The sequence below is a fragment of the Microseira sp. BLCC-F43 genome, assembly GCF_041929235.1.
Lineage (GTDB): Bacteria > Cyanobacteriota > Cyanobacteriia > Cyanobacteriales > Aerosakkonemataceae > Microseira.
Genome location: NZ_JBHFNP010000002.1, coordinates 77,016 through 94,964 on the forward strand (window position 1 = coordinate 77,016; position 17,949 = coordinate 94,964).

Below are 17,949 nucleotides of genomic sequence, written 5' to 3' on the forward strand. Positions count from 1 at the left end.
CTGACGTCAAAATCCTGTTAATCCAATTACCAATTAAGGATAAATTCAGCAACAATTATATTAAAATATAGTTGAATATAATAGCTATGTGCTTGAGCAAATAAAAATGAAAAAAACACAATTATTATTGACTTTACCTTGGTACTGTTTAATTGTAAATAATTGGATTCCAGCCCAAGCCCAAATCTCCCCAGATGGAAGCTTATCTACAAACGTGACAACAGAGAATAATCTAAATTTTACAATTAATGACGGCAACCGAGCGGGAAACAACCTATTTCACAGCTTTCGGGAATTTTCCGTCCCTACTGGCGGCGAAGCTTTCTTTAATAACGCTGCGGATATTCAAAATATTTTTAGTCGCGTCACCGGGGGGTCAGTTTCTCAGATTGACGGCTTAATTCGAGCCAATAGAAGGGCTAATTTATTTTTACTCAATCCGAGTGGCATTATTTTTGGCCCAAATGCCAGGTTAAATATCGGCGGCTCGTTTTTTGCGAGTACGGCGAGGAGTTTAATATTTTCCGACGGAACGCAGTTTAGCGCTACCAATAATCAAACACCACCTTTATTAACAATTAACATACCCGTTGGCTTGCAATATGGCAGTAAAGCCGAACCAATTCGCGTGCAAGGTTCTAAGCAAATAGCTACGGTAACCACAACGAAAGGCTTCGATAGTAACTTAAATATCTTGGAAGTGAAACCTGGAAATACATTGGCAATTTTGGGTGGCAATGTAATAATTGATGGCGGCATTTTGCAAGCGCCTGGAGGTCGAATCGAGGTGGGAGGTTTGGCAGGCGAGGGAACAATTGCCATCAATCAAGATGGGAGTTTAAGTTTTCCCGCTGGCGGGCAAAGAGCAGATGTATCTATGATTAATAAAGCCGGAATAAACGTACTCGCTGGCGGTAGCGGTCATATTGCCATTAATGCTCAGAATTTAGAAATTTCCGACAGTTTGCTGACAACTGGAATTGCCACGGGTTTGGGAACGCAGGGAGCGCAATCAGGTAATATTTTAATTGATGCTACCAAAGCAATAACTATTACTGCCAGCCGCATTGAAAATAATATCAATCCAGCAAGTGACACTCAACCAGCAGCAATTGGTGACGGCGGCGATATTATTATTCAAGCAGGGTCAACTTTAACAACAGATACGGCTTCTTTAAGTACGGGAACCTTTGGACAAGGAAATGGGGGAAACCTGATTATTACAGCCAATTCCGTTGCTTTAACCAACGGTACTCTTGTAGACAGCTTTACCAGCGGACTTGGCAACGCCGGGAACATTGCGATTAATTCTAAAGACAATGTTGTCATTGTAGAGAGCAAACTCCAAAGCGATATTTTCAAAGCTCCCCTGGGTGGGGGAAATGCTGGAAATATCTTTGTGCAGGCTAACGGTTTGGTAACTATATTTAATAGCGAAATTACCAGCACAGTACCTGAAAAAGCTGCCGGAAATGGCGGTACTATCACCATTGAAGCAGGCGCGATTTCGCTGATGCAAAATACTCCCACAGGTTTGAGAACCACAACTAGCGGTGATGGTAAAGCTGGGAACATTATACTGACAGCCAAAGATGGAATTGACATTACGAGTAGCGCGATCTCCAGCGATACATTTGGTGCTGGAAATGCTGGAATTGTAGAGATAAAGGCTGGGGGTGCAATCGCCATCAACAAGACTGATATAAACAGTCAAGTCAAAGCCAACTCAACAGGTAATGGCGGCATCATTTATATCGAAGGAAAGTCAGTTTCCCTCACCGATAACACGCGAGTAGAAACCAGCATCGAAAATGGCAAGGGAAACGCTGGAATCATCTCGATTAACGCCAGGGATGCCATCACTATTACCGGCAGCAACATCGAAAGCAGTGCCACAAGTGGAGCAACTGGCGATGCAGGCAAGCTCAGCATCACATCCGGAGGGTCAATTTCTATCAGCGACAACACTTTTCTGGAAAGTAGCAACTTTGTCGGTGGTAATGCTGGAAGTGTTGTTCTAGACGCCAGCGATCAACTTTCAATTATTAACAGTAAAATTTTCAGCGATACCTTTAACGACGAAATAAGCTTTGGCGGAGGATTGGCTGGAATCATAAGTTTTACTGCGGGGAATGGGGTTTATATTGTTAATAGCCAAATTACTGCGGAAAGCTTCGGCGGCCTTGACGGAAATGTTAATAATTCTGGATTAGGAATTATCGAGATTAATGGCAAAGATGTTACCCTTGATAGCTCCGAACTCAGTACCAGCACCAAGGGAGCCAGTGTGGCAGGCAGTATTAATATTAAAGCTAATTCCCTCTCCATAATCGATGCATCGACTGTGGGTTCTTCAAGTTTTGGCACCGGAGATTCAGGCAATGTTACTATTAATGCCACAGGAATTGTTGCGATTGATAATAGCAAGGTTTTAACTAACGCAGCGAGCTTTGAAGGAGACGCGGGGGATATTGCGATCGCAGCCCAATCCATTCAATTAACCAACGGTGCTGCCCTACAAAGTAGCAACTTTTTTGGCGGCAATGCTGGCAACATTACAGTAAAATCAACAGAAAATATATCGATCTCCAACGGCAATATTTTTAGCGATACTTATAACGACATAGAAGATGAATCAGGCGGGTTTGCTGGCAATATATTTATCAAGGCGGGAAACTCTTTATTGCTGGATTCATCAAGTCAAATTACGGCTGAAAGTTTGGCAAAATTGGCAATAAATTTGAGCCTAAATCCTTTGGGATTGGGATTTATTTCTGTAGAGGCAAAAGCAATTTCTTTATCCGGTCAATCGAGACTGAGTACCAGCACTTATGGTGTCAGTGCAGGAGGAGATATTAACATTCAGACCCAAACCTTATTCGTAGCAGGTGGCTCTAGGATAGAAGCCGTCACCTATGGCATTGGAAAAGCGGGTAATATTGCAGTCAATGCCTCAGAGTCTATCGCTCTTTCTGGTGTTGCTCCCTTATCCTTTGACGAGAAAGGTAACATATTAGGTGGCAATTCCAGCGGATTATTTGCCGATACTAATCAAGCTAAAAGCGGTGCTGGCGGTAATATTGTCGTCAATACTAACAAGTTACAAATTACTGATGGATCGGTTATTGCTGCCACCACGCGCAGTATTGAACCAGGCGGCAATATCGCAGTCAAAGTTAATAATTTACAACTAACTGGAGGCGGACAAATACTCGCCAGTGCCTTCAATACCGGCAGTGCAGGCAGCGTTACAGTTATTGCCCAAGACCGAATTACAATTTCTGGAAGCGACCCCACCTATCAACAGCGATTTGATACCATTTCCCAGAAATTTAATCCAGTATTAGCCAATTTAATTATCGACCAAGATGGCCCAGATAGTGGTTTATTTGTCAATAATAGAGGCGCAGGACAAGGCGGCGATATTAACGTTATTGCCCGTTCTATTCTTCTTGACAACGGTGCAGCTATTACCGCCCAAACCGCATCCGGAAATGGTGGGAATATCGGATTAGAAGCACGAGACTTAATCCTATTGCGCCGCCATAGTGATATTTCCACCTCTGCTGGTAGCAAAGGTGCAGGCGGAGATGGAGGCAATATTACAATTAGCACCCCCAACTTAGTCGCATTAGAAAATAGCGACATCACCGCCAATGCTTTTGAAGGAAGGGGAGGTCGAGTTTCAATTACAGCACAAGGTATCTTTGGCACTCAAGCTCGCACAGAAGAAACCCCAAACAGCGATATTACTGCTATTTCTCAAATTGGCGGACCAGAGTTGAGCGGAACGGTAGAACTAAACACTCCCGATGTTGACCCCAGTTCCGGTTTAATCGAATTACCCCAAACTGTGGTTGATATTACTGGATTGATCGATCGCAGGTGTTCTCCTGAGGCACAGGAAAGTTCATTTATTGCTACCGGACGCGGCGGTTTGCCACCCAGTCCAACCGAACCTTTGAACGATAATGCATATTTAGTGGATTTAGTTGATATTAATTCTGAGAGACAAGAAAGTAGGAGAGCAGGTGAGCAACCGAGAAGGAAAGAATCAGCACAAATTACTGAAATAGTAGAAGCGCAAGGGTGGATAATTAACGAAAAAGGACAGGTTGTTCTTGTTGCTAACCCACCGAATCTTACCCCCCATCGTTCTGGAATAATACCAATTCAATGCCACGTTCGTTAAATACCTCGTTTCCAGGCGACCGCCTGGAAATGCAGTTTGGGAGGCTCTTGCCTCCCCATAGATTCAGAGGCAAGAGCCTCTGGATCTGCATTACCAGGCGGTCGCCTGGTAACGAGGCGATCTGCGTTACCAGGCGGTCGCCTGGTAACGAGGCGAATTGATTTCCGGGCGGGTTATCGGATTTAGTGATAATGGTGCAAAATGTTAGTTAAACGAATTTTTTCCCAGCGATTATTTACCTTTATTCTGTTCTCCCTGTTAGGGTTGATAACTTTTTTGGGCGTTCAATCCCTCTCGGCAAAGGCAACTTTGGCAACAGATAGGATGAGGACCCAAGTCCTTACTACGAACCTACTGGTGCAACAAGGGAAAGCTTTCTATGAGGCGGGACAGTTTTCTGAAGCGGCAAAAATTTGGCAGCAAGCTGCTGATGCGTTTGCTGCTGCTGGGGATAAACTCAATCAAGCTTCGGCTTTGAGCAATTTATCTTTAACTTACCAGCAATTGGGATTGTGGAATCAAGCGAAAGATGCGATCGCAAATAGCCTTTCCCTCCTCAACACCGATTCCTCACCGCTAATCTTGGCTCAAACTTTGAATATTCAAGGTTTCTTACAATTATCTTTAGGACAAGCAGAAAATGCCCTCGATACTTTGCAAAAAGCAGCGGCAGCTTATAAAAAAGCAGGCGATCAACCTAGTATTATCGCCAATTTAATTAACCAATCCCAGGCGATGCAAGCATTGGGATTCTACCGTCGCGCTGCCAATACTTTAGAACAAGTAGAAACCAGCCTCCTGGCATCACCCGATTCAATTATTAAAGTAACCGGATTGCTCAATCTGGGCAATACCCTGCGCGTTGTAGGTAATTTAGATAAATCTCAACAAGTTTTGCAGCAAAGTTTGGAGATTGCCCAAAAACTAGGATTGCCCGGTGCAACTGCTTCGATTCAACTCAGTTTAGGCAATACCAAACGCGCTTTAGCTAAAAAAACCGCAGCGTTAAATATAATACAAACCCCCCAGAATGAAACTCAAGCTGCTTTAGAATTATACCGACAAGCAGCGACTTCCCAATCTCGCAATACTCGCATTCAAGCGTTAATTAATCAGCTTAGTTTGTTGGTCGAAATTCAACAAAATTCAGATGCCCAAACTTTGTTGCCTACCATCCAACAAGAACTCAACGACTTACCCGCCAGTCGTACTTCAGTCTATGCTCGCATTAATTTGGCGCAAAGCTTGATGAAACAGTCAGCGGTTAATAGCAACCCACAACAAACAACTGACATCGCCCAAATTTTAGCTAAAGCCGTTCAGGAAGCCAAAAACCTGGAAGACCGACGCGCCGAATCTTTGGCTTTGGGAACTTTGGGCGGATTATACGAGATAAATCAACAATTGTCAAGCGCTCAAACCGTAACCCAGCAAGCGTTGCTGTTAGCGCAGGTAATTGATGGTTCGGATATTGCCTATCGCTGGCAGTGGCAATTGGGAAGGGTACTGAAAGCGCAGGGACAGAATGAGGGAGCGATCGCAGCATACACCGAAGCCGTTAAAACCTTAAAATCCCTCCGCAGCGACTTAGCGGCAATCAACCCAGAAGTGCAATTTTCGTTTCGCGAAAGTGTCGAACCTGTTTATCGCCAATTAGTCGGGTTACTGTTGCAAAATGGAGATAAAGTTAACCAAAATAACCTGATTCAAGCGCGCAATCTAATCGAATCTCTACAACTAGCAGAACTAGATAATTTCTTTCAAGAAGCTTGCCTGAATGCCAAACCAGAATTAATCGACCAAGTAGATCGAACCGCAGCAGTAATCTACCCAATTATTTTGTCAGATCGATTAGACGTTATCCTCAGCCTACCCCAACAACCTTTGCGCCATTACAGCACCAACCTGACCCAAAACCAAATTGAAGAAACCTTAGAACAACTGCGACAACAACTAGGAAGACCGAGTTCCAGCAGGCAACAAATCGTGCGCCTTGCCCAACAAGTTTATGATTGGTTAATTCGACCCGGAGAGACAGAAATCAAAAACAGCGGCGTTAAAACCTTGGTATTTGTGTTAGATGGTACTTTGCGGAATATCCCGATGGCGGTTCTCCATGACGGCAACCAACACCTATTGCAGCAGTATAACCTTGCAGTAGCGCCAGGGTTGCAATTGCTAGAACCACAATCTCTAGCACGAGTCCAATTGAAAGCTTTAATGCTGGGATTAAGCGAGTCTCGCGAAGGATTTCCACCCCTACCTGCCGTGGAGAAGGAATTGCAACAAATTAAAGCGATCGTGCCTGGTACAGTACTGTTGAATCAGGAATTTACCGGGGAGAGTTTGCGCCAGCAAATCAACGCCGCACCCTACCCCGTCGTCCACCTAGCCACCCACGGTAAATTCAGTTCCAGCGCCGACAACACCTTTATTCTCACCTGGGATGGTCGCATCAACGTCAAGCAATTAGATGCGTTCCTGCGCGTCAGAAACCAAGTCAGAGGACAAGCAATTGAACTGCTAGTTCTGAGTGCCTGCGAAACCGCAACCGGAGACAGACGCGCGACTTTAGGCATCGCTGGCGTAGCAGTGCGCGCCGGTGCGCGCAGCACCTTGGCAACGCTTTGGCCCGTGCAAGATGTAGCAACCGCTACCATGATGCCCCAGTTTTACCGAGAATTAGCAACTCATGGCAAGTCAGAAGCATTGCGCCGCGCCCAAATATCTTTGTCGGAGAATTTCAAGCATCCCTATTACTGGGCGCCTTTTGTTTTAGTGGGAAATTGGCTATAAAACCCAAACCGTAGGGTGCGTTAGCGACAGCGTAACGCACCTTTTTTAGGCTGTAGGGTGCGTTAGCGACAGCGTAACGCACCTTTTTTAGGCTGTAGGGTGCGTTAGCGACAGCGTAACGCACCTTTTTTAGGCTGTAGGGTGCGTTAGCGACAGCGTAACGCACCTTTTTGGACTGTAGGGTGCTATCTTCCGAGAGTACGGCACCAGACAAAACCCAAACCGTAGCGCGATCGCTTCCTATTGATATTTCGCAGAAATCTCATGGGTATCCTACAATCGATCCCCAATCCTCAAAAAACAGATGCCCAACTACAGAAGGCTAATTATCCCCGGCGCTACTTACTTTTTCACAATAGTCACATACCAACGTTGCCCCTGGCTTTGCACCGAAATTGCCCGTCAAACCTTGAGAGAATCCATCAATAAAGTCCGGAAAAAATATCCATTTTCGATTGATGCCCTGGTTTTGCTACCCGATCATATTCATTGTATTTGGACACTCCCCCCCGGAGACGGTGACTATGCGACTCGTTTGCGATTAATTAAAATTTTTGTGACTAAAAATTGTGGAGATGATCTGAGAATTGATGCAAAGATTACGAAATCACGACAAAAACGCAAGGAAAAAAATCTCTGGCAAAGAAGATTTTGGGAGCATTTGATTCGGGATGAAAAAGATTTTGCTAACCACTGCGATTATATTCATTACAATCCTGTGAAACACGGTTTGTGCAAAACACCGAGAGAATGGCAGTTTTCTAGCTTGCATCGGTTTGTGGCACAGGGCTTGTATGCTGAAGATTGGGGTGTTTATGAAATTCCCGATCTATTGCCTACTGTTGTAGGGGAGTGAGCGTTTGTAGGCTTACCTCCGGTGCGTTACGCGATCGCTAACGCACCCTACCTTTACTACCTACCTGGTCAATTTCTATCTTAGGGTAGATGTAAAACAACTCAAATTTCAGTATATATAAGTTCTTATAAAAATTATTCCTTTAAGATAGTTAATTTATGCAACAGGTTATGCAACAGGATGATGCCCGCAGCACGGGTTTTTTCCCAGGCTCACTCCCGATTTTAGCTAGTATTGCCCTCGCCTGTCTGAGCCAGACTAGCCCAGTTTATTCGCAAATTGCCCCAGATGGGACGCTCTCTACCAATGTTACAACTACAAATAATCTTAACTTTGCAATTAACGACGGCAACCGAGTCGGAAACAATCTTTTCCACAGCTTTCGCGAGTTTTCGGTTCCTACAGGTGGAGAAGCTTTTTTTAATAATGCCCAAGAAATTCAAAATATATTCAGTCGCGTCACGGGTGGAACAATTTCTAATATTGATGGTTTAATTCGAGCCAAGGGTAATGCTAATTTATTCTTGCTCAATCCCAGTGGAATTATCTTTGGCCCTAATGCAAGGCTGAATATTGGTGGCTCGTTTCTAGCAACTACGGCGAGTAGTTTCAAGTTTGCCGATGGGGTAGAATTTAGCGCTACAAATCCTCAAGCTACACCTTTGTTAACGATCGATGTTCCCATCGGCTTGCAAATTGGAGCCAATCCGGGGAACATTGTCAATCGATCCATAGCAACTGACAGTAATAGTCAAGTTGTGGGAATGCAAGTGCAACCAGGGAGAAGCTTGGTACTTGTGGGTGGTGATGTTACCGCTTCTGGCAGTCGATTAAATGCACCTGGAGGCCGCATTGAACTGGGGGGATTGGCAACTGCGGGAACCGTTGGATTAACAGTAAACGGGAATACTCTGAGCTTGAGCTTTCCTGCTGACATTACCACAAGAGCCAATGTGAGTTTAATCGATGATGCGATCGCGATCGCAGGTGGAGAAGCAGGCGGCGATATTGTCGTCAATGCGAATAAGTTTACTGCTACCAATGGCGGACGTTTAGTGGTAGGTACAATAGGAGCGGGCGATGGAGGAAATCTTAGCGTCAATGCTAACTCGATCAACATGTCCGGTCAGGGATCTATTAATCGCAGTGGTTTGTACAGCCTAGCTTTGCCCGGTAGTACGGGCAATCTGGGCAATATCGCAATTAATGCAGAAACTTTGAACCTTGCAGAGGGTGCGATTGTGCGTTCGGCGACGGCAAGCACTGGCAATGCAGGTAATGTTTTAATTAACGCTAACCATGTAAACCTCTCTGGTCTTAGCGCCATTGAGTCAGGAACTGTAGCACAGGGAAGCACTGGTAACGTGACAATTAACACCCGAAGCTTAACAGTTCGAGATCGGGCAACTGTTGGCGTTGTAACTGAAAGCGATGGAGCAGCTGGGACTTTGATTGTAAACGCTTCAGAGTTAGTGGAATTAATTGGCACGTTTAGCGGTTTGATAACTGGCACGCAACCTAACAGTCGTGGAAATGCTGGCGATGTAACGATTAATACTAGGAGGTTGATGCTCCGGGATGGGGCAGCCGTAAGTGCTGGAACTCTTGGCTCAGGATCTGGGGGAAATATAACGATCAATGCTTCTGAGTCTGTGGAGTTGAGTGGCATAACAAATACTGCAATTCTTTTTCCATCAGAGCGTGGCAGCCGTATAGATACTGTAGCGAGTAGTTTTGGAAATGCTGGCAGTATAACAATAACAACTGGGCGGTTAACCGTTCGAGATGGGGGAGACATCTCGGCTTCAGCTACTGATGGAATTGGCAATGCGGGGAATGTGACGATTCGCGCTACCGATGTGGAACTGATTGGCGCTACCCCAGAAAGTTTTTTCCCTTCCAGAATCTGGGCTGTAGGTAGTGGAGGAGGAGGCACGGGAAAAGGGGGAAATATAACTGTTGAAGCTCAAAGGTTAATCTTGCGAGATGGGGCGGAGATTTCAGCAGGTACTTTAGGTCAAGGCAATGCGGGAAATGTCACAGTTCGAGCTTCTTCTGTGCAACTGTCTGGAACCAGGATCTTTCAAGCTCCAGATAATGGAGCAACTTTAGAGTTTCAAACTAGGTTAGCGGCTGTTACTTTTGGTGCCGGAAATGGGGGAAATATAACCGTTGAAACTGAGCGGTTAATGCTGCAAGATGGGGCGCAGATATCGTCGGAGGCGAGTGTAAATAGTACGGGCAATGCGGGAAATGTGACCATTCGCGCCCAGGATGTACAACTGATTGGAACGGGTACGCTTGGTACTTTTTCTACCAGTGGCTTAAGCGCGACTAATTTTGGTGATGGCAATGGGGGGAATATAATTGTTGAAACTGAGCGGCTGAGCATTCAAAATGGCGCGGAAATATCAGCAGGCACAGCTTTTAGACCGGATCAACAATTGCGTCCTGGAGAACAACCTACACCCGCTAAACCAGGCACACTTCCAGGTGGCGGTGATGCAGGAAATATTTTGATCGGCGCATCGGAGTCAGTAGAAATGTTTGGCATCTCCAAATCGGGATTACGAAGCCTCAGCCGCATATCCAGTGACGTTGGTCTTAACACCGTTGGTAATGGAGGTAGAGTGAATATTGAAACTGGACGATTGACGCTTCGAGATGGGGCAGAAATATCATCTGCTACTTTTGGGATTGGCAATGCAGGTTTTGTGAACGTTCGGGCATCAGTTGCAGAAATCAGCGGTGGTTTGGCGGGTTTTGAAGGTTCGGGACGCTTCGTTTTTGAGAGTCCAAATGGTTTTGTACCCAGTCGCTTGACGGCTGAAGTTTTTCCCAATGCCAGGGGGAATGGAGGAACGGTTACTGTCAATACTGACAGATTAACCGTGGGCGATCGCGCTCAACTCAGTGTCAGCAGTCAAGGGCAAGGAAATCCGGGCAACCTAGAGGTCACATCAGGCAATCTGCTTTTGGATAGCCAAGGCTTTTTAACCGCTGCTTCTTCCACGGGTAGGGGCGGTAATATCAATTTGCAAAGCAGAAATATACAGTTACGCCGCCAAAGCGTAATTTCTGCCGCCTCAGCCCCAGGCGCTATAGAAGGCAATATTGGGATTAATACAGAAACTCTAGTCCTGCTAGAAGCCAGCCAAATCAGAACCGATGCCTTTGCTCCCAATGGGGGAAGTAATATTAGAATTTCCCCTTTGGATGAGTCAGAAGCAATCTTCCAGTCCCCGGATAGTATCATCAACGCCAGCGGGCAATTAACCATCGAAGGAGATATCCAAACCGAACAGCCTCAGATACACGGAGTGGAAATCGTCGATAGTTCCAGGCTAATTGTTGACCGCTGCGCCCCTGTGCGTCAAGGCAGTAGCTTTGTGGTCACAGGACGCGGGGGCATTCCCTCCAGTCCCAACGAATCTTTGAGCGGCGAAACGGTACTGGTAGATTTGGTTACCCTCGAAGCCCAGGAGCAGGTGAGCAGAGGAGCAGGTGAGCAGGTGAGTAGAGGTAATACTGAGGAATCGTTGGCTACATCTGCTACAACACCCTCGACTCAGTTAGTGGAAGCAACAGGTTGGATAATTAACGAAAAAGGCCAAGTGGTTCTGATTGCCTCTGCACCCACCGCGACTCCTTACCTGCTGCCAGTAGGGTGCGTTAGCGGCAGCGTAACGCACCAGAGGTTTTAACGCTGCTGCCAGTAGGGTGCGTTAGCGGCAGCGTAACGCACCACAGGTTTTAACGTTGGGCAAACACGCTGGCGGCGGCGGCGACACCCGCACCGGGGGTGAAGGCATCGTATCCCAGTTCAATTAGGGCAGCTTCTAGGGAAGCGATCGCACTCAATATATCCCTGTCGCTGACAAATCCCAAATGCCCGATCCGGAATATCTTACCCTTGAGGTGGTCTTGTCCCCCCGCCATCGCGATGTCGAATTTCTTCTTCAAGATCGAGCGAATTTTTTCCGCGTCCACTTGCACCGGGGCGACGGCGGTAATCGCCGGCGAGGCGGCGCTATCTGGCGCAAATAATGGCAAACTCATCGCTTTCACCGCCGCGCGAGTAGCATTCATCTGGCGGCTATGCCGCGCGAAGATATTCTCTAACCCTTCTGCTTTCATCATCCGCAGCGTTGTTTGCAGCGCGATGATTAAATTAACTGGCGGGGTAAACGGTGTGCTATTTTTAGCAGCGTCTTTGCGGTATTTACCTAAATCAAGATAGTACCGGGGCAGCTTAGCGGTTTTGTAGGCTTCCCAAGCTTTGGCACTGACCGAGACAAAACCCAAACCGGGGGGAATCATGTAGCCTTTTTGCGAACCGGAACCGACCACATCGAGTCCCCACTCATCCACGGGGACGTTGACCGCGCCCATGCTAGTGACGGTATCAACTATTATCAAAGCTTCTCCGTGGGCTTTGACATGGCGGTTAATCGTTTCCAGGTCATTTAGGACACCCGTAGAAGTTTCGCTGTGGGTGACGACGACGGCTTTGATTTGCTTATCTTTATCGGTTTCCAGCTTTTCGCGGAACTGTTCCGGGTCGAGGGGTTTGCCCCATTCTGCGGTAACTTTTTCTACATTGAGGCCGTAAGCTTCGCCGACTTCGGCCCAGCGATCGCCAAACTTACCATTGCATCCTACCAAGATGCGATCGCCGGGACTCAAGAAATTAATTATTCCCGCTTCCATTGCCCCCGTACCGGATGCGGTCAGCATCAGCACGTCATTTTGGGTTTGGTGCAACCACTTGAGGTTTTCGGTACACTCCGCCATAATCGGGGCAAACTCGCTGCTGCGGTGACCGATGGGGTGCTTGGCTAAAGCGAGTAATGCCTGTTCCGGCACGGGTGTAGGACCCGGTATCATCAGCATCAGCTTGTCGTTCATTGTTGTGCTATACAAAACTTGGCTAAACTTATCTTGTGCTTCACCATTCAACTAGAAGTAATTTCTAGAGGGTCTGCTTCCTGCTTCCATCAAGGGAGTCGGATCCTTCTTGTCCACAGGCGTCTATTCGGGTGAGCAACACCCTATTTTAAGATCGGTAGGCGCCGCTTTAACGATACCAGAAACCGGGTTTCGACCACGATCTCTTTCCTTGCTCCACAATTTTGCACAGAAACCCGGTTTCTTCATCACCAAAGTTTCGACCACGATCTCTTTCCTTGCTCCACAATTTTGCACATAAACCCGGTTTCTCTCCGTACAACCCGCCCCGGAGCCATTTTTCAACCTTTTTTTTGCCATAAAAAATAGCTAATCCTGGTCAAACCTACGACCTTTTTACAGGCTGTGGTTTACAAACCAAAGAATTTGAAGCCTTGGTTTTCGGCATTCTGCGAAACTTAGCATAAAATTACAACCGAGTCAAGACTATCGCCATAAGTAACTAGGAGTAAATTTAGCAAAGTATTTTGCTATTTAGTCAAGCTCTGGAGTTGCCAAATCTTAGCCGCTAGATTTTCCCATTCCCTGGTTGCGCAAATCTGAATTAATATTTCTCAGGACAGAAAGGTTGAGGTCGTTTGAGAGCGCGACCTGTTTGGGGATTTTGATCTAAAACCTGACGGGAGATAGGAAACCACCATCTTTTAAGTCGTGGAGGAACATCGACGCGGCATTTTTAACTGCCTAGGACATGCTATAATTACCACAGACACTTTGACCTTTAAACGCGGGTGAAATTCCCTCTCTTCGGGACGCTGTAGTTAAAAGACGTTTAACCGAAAGGGTTAAACTGGTATCACTCTGCTCTAGAGTATTCGGTTGCGCGGTACTTTGGTTCAGGTTACCCATAGATTTATGCCAGGAAAGAATCGCCGTCTATTTATAGCGGCGAGTGTCAATGTACTGTTAACTGGTCAGAAGCTAAGCAGGCGGACTTTAGCGCATGGGGAAGCGATCTGACGGGGAATTAGGGTCGGAATTGACGTGATTGAGCGACCAACGGTAGTCTACTTGTAAACCTGCCTGCTGGAAAATTTCTTCCAGTTGTTTTTGTTGAGCAGCTGCTTTCCGCATGGTAACAATCAGTTGCTGAACTTTTTCCCTCATAGCAGGAGTCCCCGTCACCGCGAACATGGTTTGTCGTTCTAGCATTTGCAGAACCAGTTCGTAGTGAATCGGAGAGGGAAGGGGTATTTGCTCCATTTATGCGAATTTACCTCAGTTTTATAGCCTCACTTTGAGGAATCCAAGTTCCCGCTTCGGGCTGCCACGAAGCTGTCTGGCTTCCCCTATTATCTAGGTGGTAGACTGCGCTAAAGCAAACAGCGCCGCGATCGCGCCTGCTAAATCGGGTTGCTTTACCAACGACTCGCCGATTAAAACGGCATCAGCACCAGCACCTGCTACTAAGCTGAGGTCATTGGGTGTATGCAAACCCGACTCGCTCACGACCAGAATACCCCGGTCTTGCAGTTGGTCACCCCGCGCCGCCAATATTTCCTTTGTTGTTTCCAGGTTGACAGAAAAATCTTGCAGGTTGCGATTGTTAATGCCAACCAGGTCAACTCGGTCCAAGGCTAACACGCGGTCTAGCTCTTCTAAAGTATGCACCTCGATCAGGGCAGTCATCCTTAAAGCATTGGCTATTTTAACAAAGTACTGCAAATCTTGGTCGGAAAGTATCGCCGCGATCAGCAGTACGGCATCAGCACCCTTAAGGCGAGCTAGGTAGATCTGGTAAGGGTAAATAATAAACTCTTTACACAAAAGAGGCAAGTCAACCGCAGCGCGGATTTTAGCCAGGTTTTCAAAGCTACCACAGAAAAACTTTTCATCGGTGAGAACCGAAAGACAAGTCGCGCCGCCAGTTTGGTAAGCTGTGGCGATCTCTACTGGGTCAAAATCTTCCCTGATTACCCCTTTACTCGGAGATGCTTTTTTGACTTCCGCAATCAGTGCTGGTTTAGTTTTACCTTGTCGCAAAGCGGCGACAAAATCTCGGGGTGCTGGCGCGTCGGCTATTTTCCGCTGCAATTCCGACAGCGCCAGACGTTCCCTCATTTGGGTAACTTCGGTTTCTTTATACCAGACAATTTCTTCCAAGATATGGCGCGGCGAGGAATCTGGCATCGCTACCTGATAGCGCAATTCTTGGACCGCAACGGCGGGATTGGGGGGACGACGACGAATCTGCATTTTGGGTGATTGGTAATTGGTAATTGGTAATTGGTAATTGGTGTTTTTATTTACTATTACCTATTAGCCATGACCTGCGGCGCGTTTATACGCTTCATCCAGCACTTCTGAAAGTGTGGGGTGGGCGTGAACCAGATCAGCTAGGGATTGGACTGACTGACGGATAGCGATTGCATTCGATGCTTCGTGAATTAAATCGGAAGCGTGCAATCCGATGATGTGGACGCCGAGGACAACTCCTGTATCTTTCCGATAGACAACTTTGGCGATACCGTCGGCTTCGCCTTCGGCGATTGCTTTAGAATTGCCTTTAAAATAAGTCCGCACGGCGGCGACTTCAAAACCTTCTTCTTTCCCCAACTCTTTTGCTGCGGTTTCGGTTAATCCCACAAAGCTGATTTCTGGGTGGGTAAAAGCGGCGGCGGGGATGCTGCGATAGTCTACGATCCGATCGCGTCCGCAAATATTTTCTACCGTTGCAATGCCTTGTGCCGATGCGGCGTGTGCCAACATCATCTTACCCGTCGCATCTCCAATCGCCCATAAGTGCGGGACGGGTTCCCCTGCCGATAATACTGCCAACTTGTCGTTAACTGGAATAAATCCACGCCTATCGGTTTCGACGCCGACGGATTCCAACCCCAGATTTTGAGTATAAGGAATGCGTCCAGTAGCTACCAAACAAGCATCGACTTCCAGTACATCTACCACTTCTTTAGTTTTGGCGTCGGCGAGTTCGATGACTACCGGAGAACCGGGGATAACTTTTTGTGCCAAAACACCTACTTTGGTTTCGATATCGCGGGGAGTAATCAAAATCCGTTCGGCGATTTTGGCAATATCGCGGTCAAATCCCGGCATTAACTCTGGCAGCGCTTCAATCATCGTGATTTCGCAACCGAGTGCCGAGTAGACATCGGAAAATTCTAAACCGATATAACCGCTGCCGATAATTGCCACCCAAGGGGGAAGCGATTCTAGTTTGATACCGTCGTCGCTGGTGAAGACGGTCTTGCCGTCGATTTCAATACCGGGGGGAACCCAAGGCACCGATCCGGTAGCGAGAATAATATCTTTAGCGGTAATAGTTTTTTCACCAGTATCTGTGGCGATGGTGAGTTTTTGACTTCCCGCTACTTTACCCCAACCGGGAATAATATCTACACCCAAGCGTTTGAGACTGTTGGTTAAGTCGCCTCGCAACTTAGAGACGATATTTGCCGCGTGGTTGGCGATGGCGACCCGGTCAAATTCTACACTTTTTACCTGTATTCCCAGGGTTTTGAGATGGTGGGCGTTGCGTAACTCTCGCACTCTTCCGGCAGCTGCCAGAAGTGCCTTAGAAGGGATACAACCGCGATTGACGCAGGTTCCTCCCATATCAGCAGCTTCGATAATCGCCGTTTTTAAACCACAACTAACTGCGTGCAGCGCGGCACCATGTCCGCCTACCCCTGCACCAACGATCGCTAGATCGTAATCAAATGCCTGACTCTCCATATCTCAGCCTTGTGCGTTGCCCTTATTAATTCTCAACTGTAGGGGGCAATTTAGACAACCGAAACGCGCTTTTTCCTGCCAAATATTTTCCCATGGATGGAATTATTACACACAAATAGGGCATTCTAATCTTGCGGAGAGGTTAAGTTTGTTGTATGAATGCTGAAATTCGGCGTAATTTTAATGTAAAACGGTGATGACTATATAAAATAGTCACGCGCACCGTGAAAGCTAGCCTGGATGAGTAAGCTTCACTTTTGCAGTCAACCTTGATTGTGGACTCATATCAACAAGATCTTCGTCGTGCCGCTGACCAAGCATTTATCGAGTCCCTGCACCAATTGGCAGCGATGTTACTAAACGACGATACCCCATCTGCATCCCAAGAGCGTTTGGAAGATAGCAGCACCGAACAACCAACACCGGAACATTTATCCCATCTAGACTTAGCCGCGTTTGAGGAAGCAGTTGCTGATATTGCAGCTTTCGTGCAGCAGCGAAGGCGTTAGTACGATTGGAATTGCCAATCAAACATTGAACTTCGATTTAAATCCAAAATCTAACATCTGATATTTAAAATTCCCTCCGCTGCCGTTGCCGTCGTGCTTCGTACAATATCAAGGCGGCAGCGATCGCCACGTTCAACGACTCGACTCCCGGACTTAAGGGAATTCTAACTTGTCGATCTGCCAGGGCGACTAAGTCGGCAGATAGTCCAGCACCTTCGTTACCCAGCAGAATCAAACCGGGTTGATTCCAATCAATTTCCCAGTAGGTCAACTTGGCATCGGGTACTGTAGCGATCGCCTGCATTCCTTGTTGCTGACAGGACTGTACCAGCGATTTTAAATTTTCACCCGCTGCCATTGGTAATCTAAACCACTGTCCCGCCGACGCCCTGAGAACTTTAGGATGATCTAAATCTACGCTATCTGCACTCACCCACAAACCAGTTGCACCCGCAGCGGCGGCGGTTCTGATGATAGTTCCCAGATTACCAGGGTCTTGGATTGTTTCCAAACCCAGTGCTAGAGATGTGGGGACGGTAGGAAAAGGCATTTGCAGGCGTTTCGCAACTGCGACAACGCCATCGGGTTGGACGGTGGTAGCGATCGCTTTGAGGACTTCTGGACTTACTATTTGATCGCGCAAGGCGCTTTGACTAACTTCTTGCCAAAGTTCTGGGTAACGCTCCTGCCATTGAGGAGTATAACAAACCGTTTCCAGGGGATAACCTACCGCGCAAGCTTCCGAAACCAAGTGCGTCCCTTCCAACAAAAACATTTGCTTCTCGTGCCGTTCCTTGGCAGCGTGTAACTTGCGGATTTCCTTTACCAGCGGATTTTGCAGACTGGTCAACATCGGGTAATTTTAGATTTTAGATTGCAGATTGCAGATTTAAGCGATAATTCAATCTCAAATCTGCCATCTACAATCGGAA

10 protein-coding genes are annotated in these 17,949 nt (G+C 46.9%); 5 read left to right on the forward strand and 5 right to left on the reverse strand.

What is annotated here, in order from left to right; genetic code table 11:
- Positions 1-106 precede the first annotated feature (106 nt).
- The 4 genes from ACE1CM_RS00455 (at position 107) to ACE1CM_RS00470 (ending at position 11,548) form a co-directional block, all read left to right on the forward strand.
- Complete coding sequence (locus ACE1CM_RS00455; RefSeq protein WP_374875440.1) at positions 107-4,192, forward strand: filamentous hemagglutinin N-terminal domain-containing protein; 4,086 nt, start codon at positions 107-109, stop codon at positions 4,190-4,192.
- Positions 4,193-4,393: 201 nt separating this feature from the next.
- Positions 4,394-6,988, forward strand: a complete 2,595-nt coding sequence (locus tag ACE1CM_RS00460) for a CHAT domain-containing protein (protein ID WP_374875441.1) — start codon at positions 4,394-4,396, stop codon at positions 6,986-6,988.
- A gap of 304 nt (positions 6,989-7,292) precedes the next feature.
- Positions 7,293-7,844: a transposase gene (locus ACE1CM_RS00465; protein ID WP_374875442.1), complete on the forward strand. Its 552-nt coding sequence runs from the start codon at positions 7,293-7,295 to the stop codon at positions 7,842-7,844.
- Between the two features lie 170 nt (positions 7,845-8,014).
- Positions 8,015-11,548: a filamentous hemagglutinin N-terminal domain-containing protein gene (locus tag ACE1CM_RS00470; protein ID WP_374875443.1), complete on the forward strand. Its 3,534-nt coding sequence runs from the start codon at positions 8,015-8,017 to the stop codon at positions 11,546-11,548.
- 49 nt (positions 11,549-11,597) lie between these two features.
- On the opposite strand, the gene ACE1CM_RS00475 is transcribed toward ACE1CM_RS00470, so the two are convergent.
- From ACE1CM_RS00475 to lpdA, 4 genes are all read right to left on the reverse strand, one after another.
- Entirely contained in the window at positions 11,598-12,752 is a 1,155-nt protein-coding gene (locus ACE1CM_RS00475; RefSeq protein ID WP_374875444.1) for a pyridoxal-phosphate-dependent aminotransferase family protein, read from the reverse strand.
- Between the two features lie 996 nt (positions 12,753-13,748).
- Positions 13,749-14,015: a DUF5340 domain-containing protein gene (locus tag ACE1CM_RS00480; RefSeq protein WP_374875445.1), complete on the reverse strand. Its 267-nt coding sequence runs from the start codon at positions 14,013-14,015 to the stop codon at positions 13,749-13,751.
- 93 nt (positions 14,016-14,108) lie between these two features.
- Positions 14,109-15,008 carry an indole-3-glycerol phosphate synthase TrpC gene (gene trpC / locus ACE1CM_RS00485; protein ID WP_374875446.1) on the reverse strand — a complete coding sequence of 300 codons (900 nt, stop codon included), beginning with the start codon at positions 15,006-15,008 and terminating at the stop codon, positions 14,109-14,111.
- 63 nt (positions 15,009-15,071) lie between these two features.
- The gene (lpdA, locus tag ACE1CM_RS00490; RefSeq protein ID WP_374875447.1) at positions 15,072-16,508 is read right to left on the reverse strand and encodes a dihydrolipoyl dehydrogenase; all 1,437 of its coding nucleotides are present in this window, start codon (positions 16,506-16,508) and stop codon (positions 15,072-15,074) included.
- Positions 16,509-16,765: 257 nt separating this feature from the next.
- Here lpdA and ACE1CM_RS00495 point away from each other — a divergent pair, with 257 nt between their 5' ends.
- Positions 16,766-17,017, forward strand: coding sequence for a hypothetical protein (locus ACE1CM_RS00495; protein WP_374875448.1), 252 nt, complete (start codon positions 16,766-16,768; stop codon positions 17,015-17,017).
- 64 nt (positions 17,018-17,081) lie between these two features.
- Here ACE1CM_RS00495 and ACE1CM_RS00500 read toward each other — a convergent pair whose 3' ends face one another.
- Entirely contained in the window at positions 17,082-17,870 is a 789-nt protein-coding gene (locus ACE1CM_RS00500; RefSeq protein WP_374875449.1) for a TrmH family RNA methyltransferase, read from the reverse strand.
- Between the last annotated feature and the right edge of the window lie 79 nt (positions 17,871-17,949).

What these genes read in the sequence shown, in the direction of transcription:
- ACE1CM_RS00455 (WP_374875440.1), top strand. Translation starts at nt 107, where the DNA reads ATGAAAAAAACACAATTATTATTGACTTTACCTTGGTACTGTTTAATT.
- ACE1CM_RS00460 (WP_374875441.1), top strand. Translation starts at nt 4,394, where the DNA reads ATGTTAGTTAAACGAATTTTTTCCCAGCGATTATTTACCTTTATTCTG.
- ACE1CM_RS00465 (WP_374875442.1), top strand. Translation starts at nt 7,293, where the DNA reads ATGCCCAACTACAGAAGGCTAATTATCCCCGGCGCTACTTACTTTTTC.
- ACE1CM_RS00470 (WP_374875443.1), top strand. Translation starts at nt 8,015, where the DNA reads ATGCAACAGGATGATGCCCGCAGCACGGGTTTTTTCCCAGGCTCACTC.
- ACE1CM_RS00475 (WP_374875444.1), bottom strand. Translation starts at nt 12,752, where the DNA reads ATGAACGACAAGCTGATGCTGATGATACCGGGTCCTACACCCGTGCCG.
- ACE1CM_RS00480 (WP_374875445.1), bottom strand. Translation starts at nt 14,015, where the DNA reads ATGGAGCAAATACCCCTTCCCTCTCCGATTCACTACGAACTGGTTCTG.
- trpC (WP_374875446.1), bottom strand. Translation starts at nt 15,008, where the DNA reads ATGCAGATTCGTCGTCGTCCCCCCAATCCCGCCGTTGCGGTCCAAGAA.
- lpdA (WP_374875447.1), bottom strand. Translation starts at nt 16,508, where the DNA reads ATGGAGAGTCAGGCATTTGATTACGATCTAGCGATCGTTGGTGCAGGG.
- ACE1CM_RS00500 (WP_374875449.1), bottom strand. Translation starts at nt 17,870, where the DNA reads ATGTTGACCAGTCTGCAAAATCCGCTGGTAAAGGAAATCCGCAAGTTA.